The sequence below is a fragment of the Paenibacillus sp. FSL A5-0031 genome (assembly GCF_001956295.1).
GTDB lineage: Bacteria > Bacillota > Bacilli > Paenibacillales > Paenibacillaceae > Pristimantibacillus.
In genome coordinates, this window is record NZ_MRTD01000016.1 from 82,301 (window position 1) to 102,239 (window position 19,939).

Annotated in this window: 21 protein-coding genes; 4 read left to right on the forward strand and 17 right to left on the reverse strand. The window is 44.6% G+C overall.

Annotated features, from left to right (window positions below; all coding sequences use genetic code 11):
• Nucleotides 1-19: 19 nt before the first annotated feature.
• The 3 genes from BK120_RS25055 to rfbF are packed head-to-tail and all read right to left on the reverse strand — an operon-like array spanning nucleotide 20 to nucleotide 2,842.
• Entirely contained in the window at nucleotides 20-940 is a 921-nt protein-coding gene (locus BK120_RS25055) for an NAD-dependent epimerase/dehydratase family protein (protein WP_076270233.1), read from the reverse strand.
• Between the two features lie 14 nt (nucleotides 941-954).
• Entirely contained in the window at nucleotides 955-2,040 is a 1,086-nt protein-coding gene (gene rfbG, locus BK120_RS25060; protein ID WP_076270234.1) for a CDP-glucose 4,6-dehydratase, read from the reverse strand.
• Nucleotides 2,041-2,050: 10 nt separating this feature from the next.
• Entirely contained in the window at nucleotides 2,051-2,842 is a 792-nt protein-coding gene (rfbF, locus tag BK120_RS25065; protein WP_076270235.1) for a glucose-1-phosphate cytidylyltransferase, read from the reverse strand.
• A 221-nt stretch (nucleotides 2,843-3,063) separates the two neighbouring features.
• Here rfbF and BK120_RS25070 point away from each other — a divergent pair, with 221 nt between their 5' ends.
• Nucleotides 3,064-4,143, forward strand: coding sequence for a hypothetical protein (locus BK120_RS25070; RefSeq protein ID WP_076270236.1), 1,080 nt, complete (start codon nucleotides 3,064-3,066; stop codon nucleotides 4,141-4,143).
• A gap of 79 nt (nucleotides 4,144-4,222) precedes the next feature.
• Here BK120_RS25070 and BK120_RS25075 read toward each other — a convergent pair whose 3' ends face one another.
• From BK120_RS25075 to BK120_RS25095, 5 genes are all read right to left on the reverse strand, one after another.
• Nucleotides 4,223-5,302 carry a family 6 glucosyltransferase gene (locus BK120_RS25075; RefSeq protein WP_076270237.1) on the reverse strand — a complete coding sequence of 360 codons (1,080 nt, stop codon included), beginning with the start codon at nucleotides 5,300-5,302 and terminating at the stop codon, nucleotides 4,223-4,225.
• A gap of 24 nt (nucleotides 5,303-5,326) precedes the next feature.
• The gene (locus tag BK120_RS25080; RefSeq protein WP_076270238.1) at nucleotides 5,327-6,658 is read right to left on the reverse strand and encodes a glycosyltransferase family 2 protein; all 1,332 of its coding nucleotides are present in this window, start codon (nucleotides 6,656-6,658) and stop codon (nucleotides 5,327-5,329) included.
• A 32-nt stretch (nucleotides 6,659-6,690) separates the two neighbouring features.
• Nucleotides 6,691-7,602: a CgeB family protein gene (locus BK120_RS25085; protein ID WP_083682415.1), complete on the reverse strand. Its 912-nt coding sequence runs from the start codon at nucleotides 7,600-7,602 to the stop codon at nucleotides 6,691-6,693.
• A gap of 225 nt (nucleotides 7,603-7,827) precedes the next feature.
• Complete coding sequence (locus BK120_RS25090) at nucleotides 7,828-9,006, reverse strand: glycosyltransferase family 4 protein (RefSeq protein ID WP_076270240.1); 1,179 nt, start codon at nucleotides 9,004-9,006, stop codon at nucleotides 7,828-7,830.
• A 187-nt stretch (nucleotides 9,007-9,193) separates the two neighbouring features.
• Nucleotides 9,194-9,916: a sugar phosphate nucleotidyltransferase gene (locus BK120_RS25095; protein ID WP_076270241.1), complete on the reverse strand. Its 723-nt coding sequence runs from the start codon at nucleotides 9,914-9,916 to the stop codon at nucleotides 9,194-9,196.
• A 231-nt stretch (nucleotides 9,917-10,147) separates the two neighbouring features.
• Here BK120_RS25095 and BK120_RS25100 point away from each other — a divergent pair, with 231 nt between their 5' ends.
• The gene (locus tag BK120_RS25100; protein ID WP_076270242.1) at nucleotides 10,148-10,966 is read left to right on the forward strand and encodes a UTP--glucose-1-phosphate uridylyltransferase; all 819 of its coding nucleotides are present in this window, start codon (nucleotides 10,148-10,150) and stop codon (nucleotides 10,964-10,966) included.
• 31 nt (nucleotides 10,967-10,997) lie between these two features.
• Here the strand turns inward: BK120_RS25100 and BK120_RS25105 are convergent, their stop codons facing one another.
• Both BK120_RS25105 and BK120_RS25110 read right to left on the reverse strand, forming a co-directional pair.
• Nucleotides 10,998-11,783, reverse strand: a complete 786-nt coding sequence (locus BK120_RS25105) for a glycosyltransferase family 2 protein (protein WP_083682419.1) — start codon at nucleotides 11,781-11,783, stop codon at nucleotides 10,998-11,000.
• On the reverse strand, nucleotides 11,780-12,526 hold the full coding sequence (locus BK120_RS25110) for an NAD(P)-binding domain-containing protein (protein ID WP_076270243.1): 747 nt from the start codon (nucleotides 12,524-12,526) through the stop codon (nucleotides 11,780-11,782). The genes BK120_RS25105 and BK120_RS25110 overlap by 4 nt, the downstream gene beginning before the upstream one ends.
• A gap of 218 nt (nucleotides 12,527-12,744) precedes the next feature.
• Here BK120_RS25110 and BK120_RS25115 point away from each other — a divergent pair, with 218 nt between their 5' ends.
• Nucleotides 12,745-13,824: a glycosyltransferase gene (locus BK120_RS25115; protein ID WP_076270244.1), complete on the forward strand. Its 1,080-nt coding sequence runs from the start codon at nucleotides 12,745-12,747 to the stop codon at nucleotides 13,822-13,824.
• 56 nt (nucleotides 13,825-13,880) lie between these two features.
• Here the strand turns inward: BK120_RS25115 and BK120_RS25120 are convergent, their stop codons facing one another.
• Entirely contained in the window at nucleotides 13,881-15,020 is a 1,140-nt protein-coding gene (locus BK120_RS25120) for a hypothetical protein (RefSeq protein ID WP_076270245.1), read from the reverse strand.
• 233 nt (nucleotides 15,021-15,253) lie between these two features.
• Nucleotides 15,254-15,979: a YhcN/YlaJ family sporulation lipoprotein gene (locus BK120_RS25125; RefSeq protein ID WP_076270246.1), complete on the reverse strand. Its 726-nt coding sequence runs from the start codon at nucleotides 15,977-15,979 to the stop codon at nucleotides 15,254-15,256.
• Nucleotides 15,980-16,140: 161 nt separating this feature from the next.
• On the opposite strand from BK120_RS25125, the gene BK120_RS25130 reads away from it, so the two are divergent.
• Nucleotides 16,141-17,148 (forward strand): ketoacyl-ACP synthase III, encoded by a 1,008-nt coding sequence (locus BK120_RS25130; protein WP_076270247.1) that lies wholly within the window; start codon nucleotides 16,141-16,143, stop codon nucleotides 17,146-17,148.
• A gap of 81 nt (nucleotides 17,149-17,229) precedes the next feature.
• Here the strand turns inward: BK120_RS25130 and BK120_RS25135 are convergent, their stop codons facing one another.
• From BK120_RS25135 to BK120_RS25155, 5 genes are all read right to left on the reverse strand, one after another.
• On the reverse strand, nucleotides 17,230-17,475 hold the full coding sequence (locus BK120_RS25135; RefSeq protein ID WP_144376853.1) for a hypothetical protein: 246 nt from the start codon (nucleotides 17,473-17,475) through the stop codon (nucleotides 17,230-17,232).
• The gene (locus tag BK120_RS25140) at nucleotides 17,462-17,776 is read right to left on the reverse strand and encodes a hypothetical protein (protein ID WP_076270249.1); all 315 of its coding nucleotides are present in this window, start codon (nucleotides 17,774-17,776) and stop codon (nucleotides 17,462-17,464) included. The genes BK120_RS25135 and BK120_RS25140 overlap by 14 nt, the downstream gene beginning before the upstream one ends.
• Nucleotides 17,776-18,120: an alpha-helical endospore appendage domain-containing protein gene (locus BK120_RS25145; protein ID WP_076270250.1), complete on the reverse strand. Its 345-nt coding sequence runs from the start codon at nucleotides 18,118-18,120 to the stop codon at nucleotides 17,776-17,778. Before BK120_RS25145 ends, BK120_RS25140 begins: the two co-directional genes overlap by 1 nt.
• 27 nt (nucleotides 18,121-18,147) lie before the next feature.
• A complete protein-coding gene (locus tag BK120_RS25150) occupies nucleotides 18,148-18,438 on the reverse strand; it encodes a nucleoside-diphosphate sugar epimerase (RefSeq protein WP_076270251.1) in 291 nt (96 codons plus the stop codon).
• Nucleotides 18,439-18,502: 64 nt separating this feature from the next.
• Complete coding sequence (locus BK120_RS25155; protein WP_076270252.1) at nucleotides 18,503-19,891, reverse strand: glycosyltransferase family 2 protein; 1,389 nt, start codon at nucleotides 19,889-19,891, stop codon at nucleotides 18,503-18,505.
• Nucleotides 19,892-19,939: the final 48 nt, after the last annotated feature.

Here is a 19,939-nt window from a genome sequence, read left to right on the forward strand (position 1 = left end):
CAGCAAGCTATTCTCATTCCTATTGCTGCTGCTCTATTAATCTTTTAATTCCCTCCTCTAATGTTATTTTTGGCTTCCACTTCGGCACGACTGCCCCCTTGTTCCATGGAATCATAATTTCTCGCGGATGGTAGGGTCGTCCTCCCCAATTCACCTGTAACGGTACATCCATTATTTTTTCGATAATGCCTGCCAACTCCTTTAGTGGAATGGGCTGCTGTGAAGATACGGAATAAACCTCGTTCTTAACTGCCCCTTCATTTAGCAGCTGCTGGGCTGCGAGCATATAAGCTTCAACAACATCATCAATGTGTACAATATCAATCAGCTGCTCTCCAGGTGACATCGCAAGCGGTTTTTGTTCCTTCCCTGCCTTCAGCAGCAACGAAATGATTTTGGATCTCGTATCGTTTGGACCGTAATTATCGAACAGCTCCAGCGTAATTACACGTAACGGCGACGATTCACAATAATAAGCTAAAATATCCGTAAACGCTTGTTTCGAGGCATCATACAGCGATTTTGGACTATAAAGCTTATTGTCAAAATGCTGCGAGAAGGTTCCCGTATTAATAAAGGCATAAACGTGCTGCGACAACATCGCCTCCACTAGCTGCGTACCGAAAATAATATTGCTTGTCAGCATCTCTTCTACCTGTCTTGGCGCATACGTAACTGTGGCGAAGGATGCTAAATGAATAACAAGATCGGGCTTAGCAGACTCGACAATTGCGAACATACTGTCAATCGTTCCATCATGCCGATGTATGGTGATAGCACCCTGGACATCCCCCAGTTGCTTAAGGCTCGAATCATTTCTAGCGATAATGTGCACCTTCCCCCCTTCCGCCAAAAGCTTTCGAACGAGGTGTGAGCCAATAAAACCCGTGGCTCCGGTGACTAAAGCGGTTAAGGCTGCATGGGAATTTCTATCTATCATTGATGTCCCCCCCCTCAGCTTGTTTTCCCGGCATATTCATGCCATTGCTTCAAACAAACCTGCCGAACATCTTCGTTGCCTTGATAGGCAAGCGTCCACTCAACGACCTTATCCAGAGCCTGATCAAGGCTCCATCTTGGTTTCCAGCCTAAGCGCCGCTCTGCCTTCGAACAGTCCAGCTTCAGCTCATGGGCTTCATGCGGGTGCTTGCCTGTATCCGTTTGCACCACTACGCCGCCCCATTTCGCACCAAGTTGTTCTACAACCAGGCCTACCGGCCTTGCATCCTCATCGCGAGGCCCGAAATTCCAGCCTTCCGCATACTCTGATCCGTTCGTATAAAGTTTCTCTGCAAGCAGCAAATATCCGCTTAAAGGTTCAAGTACATGCTGCCAAGGCCTTATCGCATGAGGGTTTCTAATGCTTACCGCACTGCCGTCCATGAAGGCACGAACCATATCTGGAACTAATCGATTCTGAGCGAAGTCTCCGCCCCCGATGACATTGCCCGCTCTTGCCGTTGCAATGCCGACACCGTGAACCTTCTCATCCTTGCTATGAAAGAAGGAATTGCGATAAGAGGCTGTAACAAGCTCCGAGCAAGCTTTACTGTTTGAATATGGATCATAACCGCCCAGCCTATCGCTCTCCCTGTAGCCCCATGCCCATTCTTTATTTTCATACACTTTATCTGTCGTTACATTAACAACCGCCTTAATGCCCGCTCCACTCTCCACAGCAAGCTTTACCGCATCAAGAAGATTAACCGTACCCATGACGTTGACTTCAAAAGTATAAGCAGGCGTTTCGTAGGAGGGCTTAACCAGAGCTTGAGCTGCCATATGAATAACGATATCAGGCTCAGCAGCTAACAAAACCTTGCTCAGCCTTGCTGAATCTCTAATATCGCCGGTAACGGATTGAATCATCGCATCGATATTGCAAAGCTCATATAAATTAGGCTGCTGCGGCGGCGCTAACGCATAACCAGTCACCTTGGCGCCCATCGCTGCCAGCCACAAGCAAAGCCAGCTGCCTTTAAAGCCGGTGTGTCCAGTAATGAACACTTTTTTATTACGCCAAAAGCTTGGATTCATCATGGACACTCCTTTATTTTTTCCATAGCGCTTTTCCTGATTTCCATAAATCTTCTAAATAGTTTTTATCTCTAAGCGTATCCATCGGCTGAAAGAACCCCTCATGCTTATAAGCCATAAGCTGTCCATCATTAGCTATCTTCTGCATGCAGTCCATCTCTAGATTTGTATGATCGCCTTCAATATAATCAAGCAGCTGCGGTTCCATTACGAAAAAACCTGAATTAATCCAGCTCCCGTCGCCTTTCGGTTTCTCCATAAAATCAATGACCTTATTGCTGTCCTTTATATCGAGAGCGCCAAATCTGCCGCTTGGCTGCGTAGCCGTTACTGTAGCCAGCTTGTTATGAGAGCAGTGAAAAGCTGTCAGCTTGCCAATATCGATGTCCGAAACCCCGTCGCCGTATGTCAGCATAAAAGTCTTGTTTCCTAAATACGGCTGAACTCGTTTTAGCCTGCCGCCCGTCATCGTTTCTTTGCCGGTGTCGACCAACGTGATTTTCCACGGTTCAATGGAAGATTCATGAATTGTCATTTCGTTTCGATTCGATAAATCAAAGGTCACATCCGAGTGATGCAAAAAATAATGATAGAAATATTCTTTGATGAAATAACCTTTGTAGCCCAAACAAATCACAAAATTCGTAAAGCCGTAATGCGCATAGGTTTGCATGATATGCCATAAGATTGGCTTATCCCCAATGTCGATCATCGGTTTTGGCTTCATGAGCGACTCCTCGCTTATTCTAGTGCCGAACCCGCCTGCTAGAATGACCACTTTCGTATTTTTATCTATCGTCCGCATAGAAACATCCTCTCTTTCTCTCAAATATACTTTGCCATCTTCCTATGTTTATTCATTCGATAGTTTGTTGTTCTGATGAATACCCAGTCTGTGAAAATTTAATAGATGCGATCAAGCAATGGAATACAGGCGCTCCATGACTATCAATTGCCCGTACCATGCCAAATTATCGACATAGAATACATTGAACGAGGTTTCTTGAAAATAAGGAGGTATAACGTTTGTCTCAAACCGTTGTCAAACGAAAACCAGCTGCGAATAAGCGGATGAAACGACAAAGTAAAAAAACAAATCGTACGTCCGCAAATACGCGTCGCAGAGCTTCTCGCAAGGGAAAGAAGCTGCTGCGGTCAAATCGAATAAACAAACGAGCAAGAGGATGGAAGCGCGGCATCCTCGCCCGTAAAGCACCAGCTGCTCCAATAGCTCCTACTGCTCCTGCCTCTTCTCTTGTTGAACAACCAAGCGACGGAGGGGCAGCGCCTATTTTAATACCGTTGACGGGTATTATTTTCAGCAAGGATCGAGCCCTCCAGCTGGATGCAGCACTGCGATCGCTTTATTTGCATGCCCTCGATATTTCCAATTTTCACATGAGGGTCCTTTACAAGACATCGAGCGATTTTTATGAATCACAATATGAACGACTCAAAAACGAATACCCGATGGTGCAATTTATTAAAGAGGAGCAATTCAAAGAGCAGGTTATCGCTTCGATGGAACCCTATGCCTATGTTCTATTCATCGTGGATGATTGCATGTTCGTTCGCGATTTCACGTTGCAGTCCGTCATGAACACATTAGCTGCACACAACGATTTGATTGGCTTTTCCTTAAGACTGGGACCAAACATCCGTTACTGCTATACGATGAGTGCCGAACAGTCTATTCCATGGCACCACATTATCGAGTATGGCTATCGCAAGTTTGACTGGACATCGGCGCAGTATGAATTCGGTTATCCGATTGAAGTTTCCAGCTCGGTATACCGCACAACTAATCTTCTTCCGCATCTGAAAAACTTGGATTTCTCTAACCCCAATACACTTGAAGGATGTATGGCAGGACGTGCGCAGGAGCTGTCTGAGGGACGCCAATTTCTAGCATGCAGCGAAGTATCCTTAGCGTTTTGCAACCCGCTCAACGTCGTTCAGAATGTGTATGACAACCGCGCAGGAAGCAATAAGGAAAACTCGCCGCAAGAGCTTGCTTTGTTATTTGAGAACGGTGATCGTATAAACGTAAACAAATATGCGAACTACATCCCAGCCGCATGCCACGAGCAGGTAGACATCTTTTAATAGCTGCTCCTGTCATTCATCCACACAAAAAAACGTAAGCAGCTCGGAAAAACCCGAACGCTTACGTTTTTTTATGCCGCTAGCTTCTCAAAAAGCTATGGCCGCCGAAGTTGTTTTTATCGCGAATTAATATTTTCATTGGAAACGGAAGCTGCTGGCCCTCCACGTAACCATAGGATGGATTCATCACTTTAGGAGATTTGTCGATTAAATATTTATTTAAATGAGATTCGTCATGCCAAACGGCATTGATCCCATTATTCATATCTGTTCTAATATTTTCATCCAGAACACGAATAAGATTCGTATAGTGCTCCGTTCGGCCGCCGTTCAACCCACCCATATAGTAGTAGCTTCCTTCGCCCTCTGGAATATAGGCTAAGCTTTGTTGATTTTTCTCATAATCAAGCTCGTGGCGCGCTTTATTGTAGAAGCCTGGATGTTGAACCGCAACGATGCCCTCATGCATCGGCAATATTTCTTCTCTTACGACATCAACGAATTGCATATTGGCATTAAAGAAAAATACGAAATCACATTCCTGCTGCAGCTGATGCAATACGTTTCTAAACATCGCATATCGCAGCAGCGTATTGCCCGGCCATCCAAGATTATCCTGAGGAATCTTCAAAATGTTTGATCTCTCTTCATCAACGATGTGATCGGCATCTGTGAATACATAATAGTTTTTCTGGTAGCCCGGCAAGAAATAAGCTTCGGCGCTCCGATAGAAGTTTTCCCAGAATATACTGTATTTCCCTGTGCATATATAAAGAATCCCGATTCGAGATCCGGCTACGCTCGCAATTTCCGCTTCACTCGGCATTTGTGTAGTCAGATAAGGCGATGCATTTGCGCTATCTGGCTGTGCTTGCGAGAGGACAGCACCTTGATTGGTCATATAAGACTCTTGATGCGCATCCTCAAAACCTTTCGAATGCCCTTCTCTATACCCTTGCTCATAACCCGTGTGAAACGGACCGCTTCTTTTTCTCCCTCTTGCACCGCTCCTCAAGCCCTTTTTTAATGTTTTACCGCGCCGTTTCCCCTTTTTGACACCATACTTGTTTTTGCGGCTGCTTAATTTCCCGCCGGTTTTCAACGTTTTTTTTACGCTCGTTTTTTTAATGGCTGTACTTTTTTTTCGTTTCGTCAGCATGCTACCGTCCTCCTAAACTTGAAATTATATATTATTAGCCTTAATGATCGGAGGAGCTATAATAGGGAAGCCTTCCGAATACTGGTTTTTGTCGGCCTGCGTTAAAGGACGAACATAACGCTGCTCCAGTCCCCATGCCTTATAAGCATATTTTGTCGTCATCCGGTGCAGCTTGCCCTGTATAATCTGGTACATTTCGCCGTCCTGCGTTTTCACTAAACTGCCTTCAGCGAAACTGGTTGTGAGCGCCGATAATGCAGCTATTCTCTGCTGCAGCACTGCAATCGAAATGTCCCCTCCTATCGGCCAGTTCCATAAATCAAGCTGCGGCAATCTTACTGCATCCACATGCATTAAGTCTGAAGACCGCACGATATATCGATATCCATTTTCTACCCAATACACATTCGAATCGGTTCCTTTAACAACGATATGGCTAGGGTAAAAGTTTGTTCCTTTTCTCTTTTCATTAGGGGATGCCGAGTTCATTACCGACTCCAGCCTGCTGATCTGATCCCAGTCGCCCCATTTTTCACGAAAAAAAGCGTTATTAAGCAAGGAAGCGTCCAGAAACGAACGCATCGTCACACTGCCATAATGATGAATGAATGTATCCTCCGCAATGACTAGATCCAGACCAAGCAATTGTATCCGAAGATAAAAGTCTACATCCTCGCAGGTCCCAATGACATATCCCTCATCCATATACCCGACTCTCTGAAGCACCTCTCTGGATAACAGCAAGCAAAAGCCCATTATGGCATTCGTTTTTCTCCATCGTACTGGGTTAATATGATTGTAATTTTGGGCAAACTGCTGCATTTCTTTCATGTTTTTGTAGCTGACATCAATCTTTTGATCATTCGACAAATAATTGGTTACCGGACCAACAAGACCAATCGACGGGCTGCTGTTCAAGCACGACAATAAATTCGACAGCCAGTTTTTCGTCACGATCGTATCATTGTTAAGAATGAGAATCGACGTACCTTTTGCCATCATCAGACCTTGATTGACGCCGCCGGAAAAACCTAAGTTCTCTTGAAAAATTTTATAGCGCAATCGCCCTGCTTGCGACTTCAAATAGGGAGCCGTTCCATCTGTTGAGCCATTATCAATAATGATGATTTCGTAAGACTGCGGCGTATATTTATGAATGCTTTCTATGCAATTTCGTAAATAGTTCAACTGGTTGTAGGTTGGAATAATAATGCTTGTGCCTTCAAAAGGCTGCTGATAGCTTGCTGCTCCACTCGCCCTGCCATCCCGATAACCAGCCGCATAGCTCGCTTGAAAGTTGGTTCGCTTTATTTTACGGACTGCTTTTATACGCCTGCGCGGATATCGCTTGCGCATCTCGATTCACCTCCCACGCTCTTGTTTAGCTATCATGATGGAAAGACGATTTGAAGCAGCTGGCTGAGCCGCTTCTCGTAGGTATGCTGCTCCAGCGTTTTTATAAATCCTCTTAATGCGATTTGGTTTCTCTTTTGCTCGTTCTGCAGGAAATAGGCAATTTTATCAGCCAGCTCATTTGGTGAAGAGTACGTTTCAAGCTCAGTTCCCGGTACATAAAAATCGCTTAAGTCCTGACGAACATCTGTAAGCTGAAAAGCTCCGGCAGCCGCAATTTCATACGTACGAGGGTTGATCGACAAGCCGGGAAGGTTGCGGCTATTTTTGTTATGCACCTTGTCGTCATGGGAACGATGAATATTGATAACAATCTTGGCGCCATTGTAATAGCTCGCTGCTTCTTCTGAGCTGATCCAAGAAATGCGGATGCCTTTGCTTAGGCTTTTGTAACGCTTAAGCCTTTTCCAGAACAAGCCGATAATTCTTGTATCACGCAGGGCTAGGGCAGGAGCAATTCGATCTATTAATCTGACTCTGTTATGAAAGGCATTCCCAATAAAGCAAATATCGCTTTGATAATGAGCGGGTACATATTTGGGCTTATACACGGCTGGGTTAACTGCCAGCGGCAAATAATGAACCTGACAGCCGAGCTGCCTATACATTGGAATAGCAGCCAGCTCATGGGTAAATAACCATTCATACTGCGGGGCAATGACCGTTGTAACATCGGTTACATAGGGCTCATCGACGAGCCATATCGCTGTTTTGATGCCGATCGACCGAATGCCTTTTATTTGGTGGACGGGCACCTGAGTACCATGCAATACGAGCACTAAATCCGGTCTTCTCCTGCTTGCCAGATCAATAAGATTATCGGGTGGAGATGCGATGATCAGCTCGCTGACCATACCTCTGAGAGCATCCGTAACCGCCTGGTCCATATCTGGAAAAGGGCCTCTTAATCCCGCACGAACATATAATACTCGCAGAGATCGCAGCACGCTTGCGGACCTCGGTATTTTCTGAATTAACGCTTCACAGGTACCCACATGGTAACCATGCTTCCAGCCAGATTCGCGTCCCGCATCCCACTCGCTTGCTGCTGAAATGTTTATTTTCCGTTTCTGCTTCAGAAGTATCTCACCTCTTTCTGTAACGAATACTGTCTATACATTTCTAATTAGCGCTTGCTCCAACAAATCTATGCTTCGATCCCATTCCCACTTCTTTACCGTCTCGCTCCCGCCAGCTCTTAGGTGTTCGCGCAGAGACTTGTCTGCTATCAAACTTTGTACTGCATTCGCTGCTGCTCTAATGTCATTTGGAATGACCAAGCTATTATAATGATTGACCAGATATTCATCCGTCCCCGTTACATCAGCAACGACTGGAACGCCTCCGCAAGCCATCATCTCAAGTGGAGGATAGAGGAAACTTTCAACCCTGCTCATTTTGAGCAAAATATCACAGCTAGAGTAAATATGCTTCATCGTTTCATAGGACACACTCTCAAAGAAGCGGTCACAGCGCCAAGATGCAGCGGGACGCCCCGACGAGCTGACACACCAAACCTCACAGTTCAAATCTCGCACTGCCGCAAAAGCATCGCTCATTCCTTTGTAAGGAACGTTAATGGGGCCCTCGAGCAATACTCTAACTTTGTTGCCTTTTGGTGCAAGCGGCTCTGCCTCATACATAAGTGAGGTATCGAGTCCGTTAGGAATATAGATCGCTTGCTTATTAAACGTACGCTGCAGCCAGCGCTGCAACCAACCTGCCATCGTCAAAAACGTAAAATCATTCGTTTTGTACGTTTGATAGGCCAGCTTCGATTGCTCCGACGATGGCGAATAAAATCTGGATTCATCCGATTGAATGAAATAAAACCTTTTCTTTGCTTCTATTCTTCTTGCAGCGCCGAGTGTAGCCCAAAAGGTCGCAATCACAATATCTCGATCCGCAGGAGCGCGGGATTCTGTGACGATGGGCACCTCAACAGGATGCCAGCTAACCTGCGTATTTCCATCCAGGGAAACTAATACGACATCATAACCGCGCTGCTTCAGGCGGTTGGCATGCTGAAGAATAACCGCTACACCACCGGAAATGGAGCATCCTGGGATGACATATGCAATTTTCGGCTTACAGACGCCGCCTACTACAGCAATCCAGCGGCCGTCGCGATAGCCGTCTTTCCATCCAGCTTTGTAGCCTTCTGACTGGCTGCTTATCGATCCTGCCCGCCATTCTTTCCTTCCTTTTTTGACCAAGCGGCTTTTTCTACCAATTCTCCTTTTTGGCTTCAGCATCATCTTAGGTCGGACCTTAAGATTTTTCAATTTCATAATCTTTTTTCCTTCCCTTATATCTGTAATGGCGGTATACTTGGTGACTCTATGCATTCAACCCTATCTCATAGTATGTTTGATCCTTTTTACCGCCACGGCGTCTGTTACCATGAAGTTTCATCTCTCCTAATCGTTGCAAAAAAATAGACTGGGACACAGGTCATGTCGCAGTCTAGCTGGCCTACTATTCTGTTTTCTCATCCGCTAGACGCAATCCCGCTTCCTGCAGCGAAGTGAACGTACCCGCGTCATGCCACCACCCTTTCAAGATGCTGTGCTTGAGTGTCCCCCTCGCCGCATAAAAGTTGTTTACATCGGTAATTTCAAGCTCCCCTCTCCCCGAAGGGCGCAGTGTCTTGATTACATTAAAAACATCGGCGTTGTACATATAAATACCCGTTACACAATAATTAGAGCCGGGATTCGAAGGTTTCTCCTCAATGGATACAATACGCCCGCCTTCCATTCTCGGAACGCCAAATCTTTCTGGATCCGCTACTCTCTTAAGTAATACCTTCGCCTCTTCCGATGATGCTTCAAAAGAAACCATATATTCAGATAATGAATCCTCGAACAAATTGTCTCCTAGCAAAACGACAAATTTTTCATCCGCAGATACGAACCCATCTGCCAAAGCCAATGCCTCAGCAACACCGCCAAACTGATCCTGCACTCTAAAAACGAGATTTACGCCCCATTCGTGGCCGCTCCCCAAAAAATCAACATACAAGCCCGCTGATTGTTTTCCTATAACGAGCAAAATATCTTTAATCCCTGCATCCGCCAGCTTTTTAATCGCATAATATATCATAGGATGCTTTCCGACTGGCAATAGATGCTTGTTCATAAATTTCGTTAGCGGATAAAGTCTCGTACCTGACCCGCCAGCCAGTATAACGCCTTTCATCCAGCAGTCCACCTTCCCTCACTCTACTGAAACTCCCTTATAAGTATATGAATTTAAAAGATTTAAGAGTGGATGGATAACCACATGCGCTAAGATTTGGACGCTGTTGATCAAAAATCATAACGATAAAGGGGCTTGTACGGCTGCCTTTTTTAAGAAGGACAAGCTTCAAATCTATATTTTATTAATAAACTAGATTTAGAGAGACAATCAAAACTAGAGGTGATGCAATTGATTCAAAAAGCGATCATTCCTGCCGCAGGCTATGGAATTCGCAATTTACCCATAACCAAGGCTATACCCAAAGAATTGTTTCCCATTGGAAACAGACCCGCAATCGACTATGTAGTTAAAGAAGCAATCGATGCAGGAATTACCGACATTTTAATTATATTATCTCGCAATAAGACAGAAATTATGAACTACTTTGACCGTTCGATGGAGCTGGAGGCTCATTTGCGTACGATTCACAAAGAAAGCATGCTGCCTATCATTGCTCCCGCCAAAGTCAATATTCAATATATTCGTCAATATGAAGCGCTCGGTCTTGGGCATGCCGTTTCGCTTGGACAATCATTTGCTGCAAACGAGCCCTTTGCTGTTATGCTGCCGGATCAAATAAACCTGCATCAAAACTCTTTACTCCTACCATTAATTCGAAACTACGAGAAGCACAGAACCAATGTCATTGGACTGCAATCGGTTGACCCCAAACTGTTGTCTCAATACGGCGTGGCGTCTGCTGTTCAAGTTCAGCGCCGAATTTACGAGGTCGCTTCCATAGTAGAGAAGCCGGCATATGATCCTCCGTCCCAGCTCGCGGTCATGGGAAGATATATTGTTGAACCTGGCATTTTCGAATTATTAAAAACAACGAAACCTGGAATAGGCGGAGAGATTCAATTAACCGATGCTTTAAATCAGATGGGCATGACACGCAAAGCGATCGGATATGTATACAAGGAACGCTGGTACGATACGAGCATCGAGCATGACTACTTAAAAATTCAACAGCGTGCATACCAGCTCCATAAAAAGCGGAAGCAATAAAGCAAAAAATAAGGATAGGCCGCTGCCATCCTTATTTTTGTTTGCTGGTCTGATTGACTATGCTTCGGTATTGCTTCGTCTGCGCAATCTTTTTGGCACGAAGCAATCGAATCGTTTTTTTCGTAACCTTCCATGTATGCATTTTCTGATTGGCTCTTCTAATTGCTGCAAAATGGCTGGGACTTGTGAAAGCCAGCTTATAGCCTTTTTTGATGCTGTCCTTCTGAAACCTCATATCCGCTCCTTTGCGAAGATGTTTGAATGAAACGTCCGGATACAACTTTTTTTTGAACAGCATCGTCGCTCCTGCTACTCTATTTTTACTAGGCATCGTTGCAAGCATCAGCTTTGAAGAATGCTTAAAGTACATATAAAACTTATTTTTCCCTATCAGATCCGCTTCCGTTTTTTCAAGTCGCAGCATCGCCTCAGTCAAATAATTTGGTGCGTAGTAATCATCATCGTCGAATTTGGCTATAATCTCATATTGGGCTTTGCTAATTCCGTAATTTAAGCATTTCCCAAGCGACCATTTTGCCGGCAGCTTGTATATCGATACATTTCCAAAGCTGCTGGCCTGTTTTTTGTAACGTTCAATGTTCATGCCATCGTTATTAAGCAGCACGATCATCTCCTTCACCCTCCATTGCTGACACTTGAAGTTAGTGAATAGATTTTGCATAAAGAGTGGCTTATTCGTTGCTGTAACTACGGTTACACCTGAGGTCATCCTCCCCTGACCGGAAAAATGCTCCTTATCCATGCCGGCTGCATCGTTCCTCCTTACTCGGTCATAAACAGCTAGTGATACTCTCATGATCCGACGCCTCCGAGCGTGACGATTCTTGATTTGCCCGTGATGCCTTTGACTACATTTCGGGTGTCATATACAAACGGAGCATGCTCTAAAACAAGCTGCAGCGGCAAAGAAGTATGATCGGTAGCAATGATAACACAATCTGTATTTGAAAGTGTTTCTGCGTTTAGCTCCAAGCAGCCTGGCGTTACGCCGCTGATTACCTTCGGAATACTCTCTACATCAAAATGTTTATTTCCGGGATCTACCCGTTCAGGCGAATAAGCGATATGATAGTCAATCCCTGCGTTAAGCCCGGATTGATTCAAAACAGGGAGGAGCACTTCTCTCGTAGTTCCCGGGTAAGTTGAGCTTTCCAATATGACAAGCTGCTGCTGCTTAAGTCTGCTGCTGATTTGTTTGGCTGCTTGCGTCAAATAGCTCAAATCAGGCGTTCCATGCATAGTTAAAGGCGTTGGTACACAAATAACGATCGCTTCAGCAGCATCCATTAGATGAAACTCATTTGAAACGGTAAAACGGGCAGACAAATTCACTTCTTCTATATCCTGATCATTTATTTCGTTTATATAGCTTTTCCCAGATTGAATAGACTCTACTTTTCTTCTATCCAAATCAACTCCAACAACGTAAAAACCCTTGCGAACAAAAAGCAGAGCAAGTGGCAGACCCACATAACCAAGCCCCACAATAGCTACCGTTCTCTGCTTTTCATTCGCGTTATGATTATGCAAATCGCTCATATTCTAATCTCTCGCCTTCTCTCTAGTAATTTTTAATCAGCTTAGATAGTATATGAAACAACTTATTAATAGTTTGGACAGTATGGCTACAAAATGCGGCCACCTTGATTACAGCCCAATTTTCCACTTCCCATGTATTCGCCTTATACCTTCCTTTCAAATGCCGCATATGCTATCGATAATCTGCAGCAAGCAAATGCTTCGAGAGGGGTAACGAGATGGCTGGAAAATACCGCAAGCGCAGTGGACATTTTGACGTCATTATGATGTCTGACTTTAGATTGCCGGGTGGAACAACCTCGTCCAACATTGAAGAAATGAAAGCTCAAAAAAGAGCAGGCTTAACAACAGGACTGATTCACATGTCCGGCCAGCCAAGAAGTAGAAAAAGTACAATTAACCCCAAAATCAAGCGTATGGTCGATGGGCGGAGCATTCGAATGCTGAATACAACCGCCAGAGCTACCTGTGATACTCTAATTATTAGACATCCACGAATTCTTCATGTAAGAAGAAGATATAAACCGAACGTATCGGCAAAGAGAATACACGTCATCGTCAATCAAACCCCAAGAAAGGATTATGGCAGATACGGCCAGTTAGTCTATAACATTAGTCGCTGCGAACAGCGGGTCAAACAATTTTTCGGAAAATCCAGCACATGGCATCCAATCGGCCCTCAAGTGAGAAAAACGCTTTTTAAGCACCATGCAGGTGACTTGAAGAACATTAAATTAGCTTCTGCAGATTGGGTCAACATCATTAATACGAGGGAGTGGAGACGGAAAAACCGTCCTTCTCACAGAGGCGTGATCAAAATAGGCAGACACTCCAGAGATGCTTATGTGAAATGGCCTTCCAATCGAACGGATCTTCTAAAAATTTATCCCGCTTCATCAAAATATGAAATACACATTCTTGGCGGTGCTAGAACACCGCGTCGGATATTAGGAAAGCTGCCTCAAAATTGGCATGTGCTCGGATTTGGAAAGCGTTCGCCAAAGTCTTTTTTGGCAGGTCTCGACGTCTTTGTTTACTACACACATCCCAATTGTGTCGAAGCGTTTGGCCGCGTTATTTTTGAGGCGATGGCTGCTGGCGTGCCGGTTATTCTTCCTCCAAGCTACAAGGAGCTTTTTGGCGAAGCCGCCATTTATGCTGAGCCTTCCAATGTAACGAATGAAATCGATCGGTTGATGTCAAGCTCTGAGCTTTACGAGAGGCAAGTGAGAAGAGCGATTCAATATGTTGAAGCAAACTTTGGTTACACGAAGCATCGTGCAAGATTAAATAAATAAGAATGCAAAAAAATGCACCTAGGCTAACGGGTGCATTTTTTTCATTCCATCTGAGTTCAATTCGAACGACGACGTTTTTTACGGATAAACTTCCTTAGCTTGCGCCGAGCTCTTCTCTTTTTCACCGTACTATTTCGACGCTTTATCCGATCTGGTTCGTCCTCGGAATACGGAATCGATTGATCCGCCACATCCATATTAGACGCTTCTGAATGAAAGTACCCATTTGAAAGCAAAAATGGATTTTCAACTTCAGAATTGTCATAGTAATGCATGCGAAACTTTCCTCTCGTTTGATCTGCAATCACTTCTCCGCTAGTGAAGTGACTATAGCTCCAGGTTGAGCTCGCCGCTGTATTTCGTTCTACTTCTATCCATTCATTTCTATATTCTTCGATTAGTTCTCCGTATAGCTGCCCCTTCTCATGCTCGATCCATGAGATCGCCAGCTCAAAATTATTGGATATTCGAATAGAGCGCAGTGGTTTATTACCAATGGAATACGTATGAGAGGCAGTTTTGGATATATCCCATCTCTCCATAAGGTTGCTGTGAGAGACCTGATAGCCCGCATTACGCAAGGAAAAGACACCATCAAAGAGTGTGTGCGATTGATCCAGCCATCCTTGATCGATAAAATTATGGATCGCCTGATCATAATAACAATTATTTTCACTAAGCTTGAGCCAGCATTTCAGGAAGCTTTCCGTAACAGAATGACGTTTAAAGCTCATAAAGCTTGAATCATAGATCCCGTTTTTCCTAACCTCAGTCAACCAGTCCAAATCCAGAAACTCAGGATCAATGACTTTTCCAATCAAAGTAATGGGATGCTGATTGAAACCGTCTGCAAGCTCTTCAAACGGCGAAACGACCCATGTATCCGCATCCAAGTAATGGATAGTTATCTCATTCGTATACTTTTTGTATATATAGTTCACCAATAAAGCCTTGCAAGCCCGCTGTGCTTCTTGAAGAGTGTACTGGAAAAAAAACTTTTTCATATTGGAGTATGCATCCGTATCTTTCATGAGCACGACCTCATCAAAATAAGGACAACCAACAGCGGCATTAGGCATAGTTTCCTCCATCACACCAATGATAACCTTGCCATTAGGCATATGTTTCTTAATGGATTTGGCCATCATTATCGCTTTGGCTGTTTGCTCTGCATGTATAACCGACCCAAAAATCATAATGCCTCTCCCAATCTAGCTATAACTAGTCTATTATCATTCATGGCAGTACGACCATCTCCTCTCCTGTCATATCCTATGATTGCCTTGTTTCATAGGAAACCCTAGTATCCGTCTAAATATAGGGTGAAGATCATTTGATAGTTTTACCCATTGCCATTCCAAAATAAAAACGGCTCAGAGATTGAAACCCTCCAGCCGTTTTTTGTATTTTCATTACGATTACCTGCCCTTTAGTCGTAAATCATGCGTCTATCTTTGATGCTTTTGCTCTTCATCTTATTTTCTACAGTCTGCGCTGGAAAAATTCGTTCGACCATCGCATTAAATTCTGCAATATAGCCTTGTATAGGATGCCCAAGCTTCACATCATTCATATACGCATTCATCCGCCCAACAAAATCAGGATTAGCTGACACATATACATGTTCAATGCTCGGATTTAATTGCTTCACTTTACTCGCAATTTGTTCCTTTACTTGCGCCGTAAGCATATGGTTTCCTGTAGACAGGGTGCTCATTCGCCGGCTAATCTCCACGCCCTCTTTCCCCATATACCCACTATTTGTTCGACTTAGCATTTTGGATTCAACCTTAGGCTGAATCTCATCTAATGAAACAGCGACGTATGCGTTATGGTCGGTTATCATCACATATGAAGATTTGACTACACCTAGATCTGTGATCTCCTTAGCCATTTTTTCATTCATTTGCATTCTATAATTTTTATGCGAGCCGATGACATTATTGCTGTTTAGCCTGCGTCCATTTACTCGATTTTTCTCATTCATTTGGTCATCGGCGAATCGTTTATTTTTTAATAAATTTCCATTTGCATCATAACGGATACTGTTCGAGCGGATGTCTTTATTTCCAAGCTCACCGTGATTTTCCATGCAGCCTGCCAGCATTGTGCTTAGCAACACACCTGCAGACAAAGCAGCGATTTGTTTGCGCATTTAGCCATCCTCCAACTTGTTTTGTTTAGGCACCGGACCCTTCCTTAGCGTTCGCCTTTTCTGGACTCGCTATTCATTGCATTGACAAAGCAAAAGGGATGAAGTAAATTAGTATCAGATACTAGTACTTGGTACTAATTTTGAGAGGAAGTGTGCATTGTATGGACAAAATAAAACCATCAGCCATTCAATCGAATGCCGTCATTACCGCGATAGGCACTTACGTTCCTGAACGGATTTTAACAAACACAGATATGGAGAAGCTTGTGGAGACGAGCGATGAATGGATCATGCAGCGAACCGGCATCAAGGAGCGTCATATCGCCTCAGACAGTCAGTTCACCAGCGATCTATGCTTTGAAGCTGTTCATAATATGATTGAACGCTACGGCGTAAGCGTGACTGATGTTGACTACATTATCGTGGCTACTTCTACGCCAGATGCCGTCTTCCCGAGCGTAGCTTCTCAGGTGCAGTCGCACTTCAACATCAGCCATGCAGGTGCAGCCGATATTCAAGCAGCCTGTGCTGGTTTTGCCGCTGCCATTCAATTAGCGAATGGCTTGTTGTTATCTGGAGCGCATCGCAAAATTTTAGTGCTTGGCGCAGAAACGTTATCCAAAATTACGGACTATACAGACCGTACGACCTGTATTTTGTTTGGCGACGGGGCTGGCGCAATTCTTATGGAAGCTTCGCATGACGGACATGGCGATATCGAAGCAGTATACACCAAAACAGATGGTGCCCGTGGTCATCTGCTTTATCGCAGCAGTTTAGCATCCGCAATTGGTGAGCATGATATACAAACGAATGGTTTAATCGTGCAAAACGGCCGGGAAGTATATCGCTGGGCGGTTAGTCATGTAGCCGAGGGTGTTCAGCAGCTATTGGAGAAGAGCGGATATACACCAGCAGAAATCAATTGGTTTATTCCTCATAGCGCTAATATGCGAATTATAGAATCGCTTTGCGAAAGAACAGGCTTCTCGCTTGAACAAACCTTATCGAGTATAAAACAATATGGCAACACATCCGCTGCATCCATTCCGCTTGCCCTAGACGAGGCTGTGAAATCCGGCTTCGTTGAGCCTGGACATCTTTTACTCTTATACGGCTTTGGAGGCGGATTAACTCAAGCTGGCGTCGTTCTTCGCTGGTCCTTCTAGAACATGCTAAACAGCCCTATACTCCATCGATTACATTCCACTTGGAACCGATGGTGTAGAGGGCTGTTTTTCTACAGCCATTTAGGGTTGACTCTCGTATGCTGCTTGATGTCCATCTTCAAAACCCGTTGCAAACCCTGTGTTATAGCCATCATTAAAGGTTTGCCCAAGTCCAGCTCGTTCAGTTTCCTTATGGGCAAATCGTTTCCTCGGTACTTGTTTTCTACGTTGTATTGTTTTTTTGCTTGTCGTATTTCTTCTTGCTGTCCGTTTGCGAGGGCTTCTTGCAGTTTCACTTTTCCGTGTTTTGCTCTTATTGTTCAACAATCCCCTCTCCCCCTGACCAATGAACGCCATAGATGGGCAGCTCAGGCTGAATCCATGGATTCGTTGGATTACCCTTCTGTTTTACCCGTCTATGCCAAGCTAGGCTTGTTACCGATTCAGCAATCGTTTCCTGTAGCTCGGTAAGCGATCTTACATTGTCCCGAAGGAGCTTAACTGTTCCTTGTGAAGCATCAGACACATCAGCGATACTTTCTAATATACGGGCAAGCGCGCCTTGGCTTCTAGCAAGCGAGGCTAAAAAAGCCGCTCTTGCCTCACGTTCAGATCCCAAGGTTTCCATCAGTTTTTGTCACCAAAGGTGAAGCCCTTGCCCAGTGAAGACAATGAATCACCATAGCTCTCTGACATTTCTTCCTCTTGCTGCAGCACGGCCTTCATAATAGACACGATTCCTTGATTAAGCTTCGCGATTCCATCGATCATCTCAATCACCTGATCATGCATTTGAATAGACTGGCCTAGCTGCGTTTGGTGCGAATTAAAGGTGTGGGTATGCACATGATTACATATCCAGCCTCGCATCTTCTCTGCCTCAGCCGCTTTGGCTTCCAGCATAATTGCTATATTCCATTGCATATTAGCTGTTGAGCTAAGCATTCGCATATAGGCTTGATCACGATCCATTGCAAGCTAGACCTCCTTATTTGCTCTCTATTCTTCCCCGTCTGCTTCCTTAAGCTCACGCACAACATAGGTAAGCTGAGCAGCAATCGTTTCTTGAAAATCTGCGATACTATTCAAATATGCAACGATATTCTGACCCACCGCTTGCGTATTTTCCAGAATGCCAGATAAACCTCCTAAATTCGGATGCTCGTCTGGAAGCGCCTGCACGATTTCGGATAAGCGAACCGTTACATGCCGTTCTGCTTCTAGCATTCGTGCCATTTGAACATTGCCGTGGGACATATGCTGCATAATTTCCGTAATTGTAGCTTGCATCGTACTTTCCCTCCTTGCTCCTACATCATATGCGTGCTCCGCAGCAGTGGATACTTCCCTTTTGTTACAACGCTTGACGTAGCGTGATCGGCGCGATCAAGGGCAAGCCGTCGGGAATCATACGAAGCTCCGCTTCGGAAAGCTTCTCTTTATGCCCAGTCTGCAAGCCCCAGCCATCGGCAGCAAGGCGACTCATAATAATACGTTTCTTGCCATTCTCAAGATAGAAGCTGCTTCCGTTCTCACTTATATAAATGCTGCCATTTTGGAGTTCGTTGCTATCACCGCAACATAGCGAGCCCTTACGTGAAATGACTACATCCACCTCGATAGGCTCACCGATCGGCCAACGACACAAGTCAAGCTGAGATACGCGTTTAACTGGCTGCTCCCACAATCCATGAATGGGCCGTCTAACACTGTCCTCTATCCAATAAATTGTTTCTCCAAAACCTTTTACGACCATTTGCTGAGGATAAAAAACCGACTCCCCAAGCTTCGGTCTAATACCCGCTTCCCATTCAGGAAGCTTGGCTTGACGTTCAAAGTCAGTTCCCTCCCGGTCCAAAAACTTCTCATCCAAGCCGCTCCATTTGTTCATAAAATAATGCTTGGATTCAAACGCCTCGGACTCTCTAGCGTTGTACTCCGCCAGCTCCTCATCATTTCGTTCGGCATGAATATAGGCGTCGCGCGCGTAAACCAAGGAATATCCTTGCAATCTCACTCGCAAGCCATAATCTTCTGCTTCAAACGGCGACTCTTGGCAGCCTTCATCGAGAAAGCCCACTTTCTCCAGCAGCTCGCGCCGAAAGAGCAGGCATCTGCTAGCTAACCGCTCTGTTTGATGCCATTTCGATGAATCACTAGCATTATTTAATCTCGCAAGTTCATGCATATCTTCCAAATCAACGTAATGAAATTCCATCTTTTGTTTGCCAGTTAGACCGATAGAGACAGGGCCTACCATTCCGATGCCAGCATCGCTATTCAAGCATATTAATAGATTGTCGAGCCAATTTTCAGTCGGTCGCATCCCATTGTTTAGCAGCAAAATAGTCGTCCCTTTAGCCATCATTAAACCTTTATTTGCAGCGCCTGTGAAGCCTGCCGACTTTGCTAAAATACGATACCGCACTTGGCCGTCTAGTTGTCTTAAATAATGCTCGATGCCATCTGAAGATCCATTATCTATAACGATGATTTCATAAGGCAAATCAGTATGATCCATTATGCCTTCGATACATGCTTTTACCGATTCAACCTCATTATGACTGGGAATGATGATGCTAGTTCCTTCGAAATAAGAATCATAGCTTTCAATGCCGGCTTTCAATCCTTCCTCATAGCCTTCATTCATACCCAGCCTATATCTCTCTACTCTTTTTTCCGCTGTACTGCGCAAGCTAACATTGTTTTTGAGACGTCGGACCGGTCTTTTTTTGCGTCTCATCGATAACCTCTCCAATCCGTCATTTGATCTTTTTTACATCAACATCAT

What these genes read in the sequence shown, in the direction of transcription:
- BK120_RS25055 (WP_076270233.1), bottom strand. Translation starts at nt 940, where the DNA reads ATGATAGATAGAAATTCCCATGCAGCCTTAACCGCTTTAGTCACCGGA.
- rfbG (WP_076270234.1), bottom strand. Translation starts at nt 2,040, where the DNA reads ATGATGAATCCAAGCTTTTGGCGTAATAAAAAAGTGTTCATTACTGGA.
- rfbF (WP_076270235.1), bottom strand. Translation starts at nt 2,842, where the DNA reads ATGCGGACGATAGATAAAAATACGAAAGTGGTCATTCTAGCAGGCGGG.
- BK120_RS25075 (WP_076270237.1), bottom strand. Translation starts at nt 5,302, where the DNA reads ATGCTGACGAAACGAAAAAAAAGTACAGCCATTAAAAAAACGAGCGTA.
- BK120_RS25080 (WP_076270238.1), bottom strand. Translation starts at nt 6,658, where the DNA reads ATGCGCAAGCGATATCCGCGCAGGCGTATAAAAGCAGTCCGTAAAATA.
- BK120_RS25085 (WP_083682415.1), bottom strand. Translation starts at nt 7,602, where the DNA reads ATGGACCAGGCGGTTACGGATGCTCTCAGAGGTATGGTCAGCGAGCTG.
- BK120_RS25090 (WP_076270240.1), bottom strand. Translation starts at nt 9,006, where the DNA reads ATGAAATTGAAAAATCTTAAGGTCCGACCTAAGATGATGCTGAAGCCA.
- BK120_RS25095 (WP_076270241.1), bottom strand. Translation starts at nt 9,916, where the DNA reads ATGAAAGGCGTTATACTGGCTGGCGGGTCAGGTACGAGACTTTATCCG.
- BK120_RS25105 (WP_083682419.1), bottom strand. Translation starts at nt 11,783, where the DNA reads ATGAGAGTATCACTAGCTGTTTATGACCGAGTAAGGAGGAACGATGCA.
- BK120_RS25110 (WP_076270243.1), bottom strand. Translation starts at nt 12,526, where the DNA reads ATGAGCGATTTGCATAATCATAACGCGAATGAAAAGCAGAGAACGGTA.
- BK120_RS25115 (WP_076270244.1), top strand. Translation starts at nt 12,745, where the DNA reads ATGGCTGGAAAATACCGCAAGCGCAGTGGACATTTTGACGTCATTATG.
- BK120_RS25120 (WP_076270245.1), bottom strand. Translation starts at nt 15,020, where the DNA reads ATGATTTTTGGGTCGGTTATACATGCAGAGCAAACAGCCAAAGCGATA.
- BK120_RS25125 (WP_076270246.1), bottom strand. Translation starts at nt 15,979, where the DNA reads ATGCGCAAACAAATCGCTGCTTTGTCTGCAGGTGTGTTGCTAAGCACA.
- BK120_RS25130 (WP_076270247.1), top strand. Translation starts at nt 16,141, where the DNA reads ATGGACAAAATAAAACCATCAGCCATTCAATCGAATGCCGTCATTACC.
- BK120_RS25140 (WP_076270249.1), bottom strand. Translation starts at nt 17,776, where the DNA reads ATGGAAACCTTGGGATCTGAACGTGAGGCAAGAGCGGCTTTTTTAGCC.
- BK120_RS25145 (WP_076270250.1), bottom strand. Translation starts at nt 18,120, where the DNA reads ATGGATCGTGATCAAGCCTATATGCGAATGCTTAGCTCAACAGCTAAT.
- BK120_RS25150 (WP_076270251.1), bottom strand. Translation starts at nt 18,438, where the DNA reads ATGCAAGCTACAATTACGGAAATTATGCAGCATATGTCCCACGGCAAT.
- BK120_RS25155 (WP_076270252.1), bottom strand. Translation starts at nt 19,891, where the DNA reads ATGAGACGCAAAAAAAGACCGGTCCGACGTCTCAAAAACAATGTTAGC.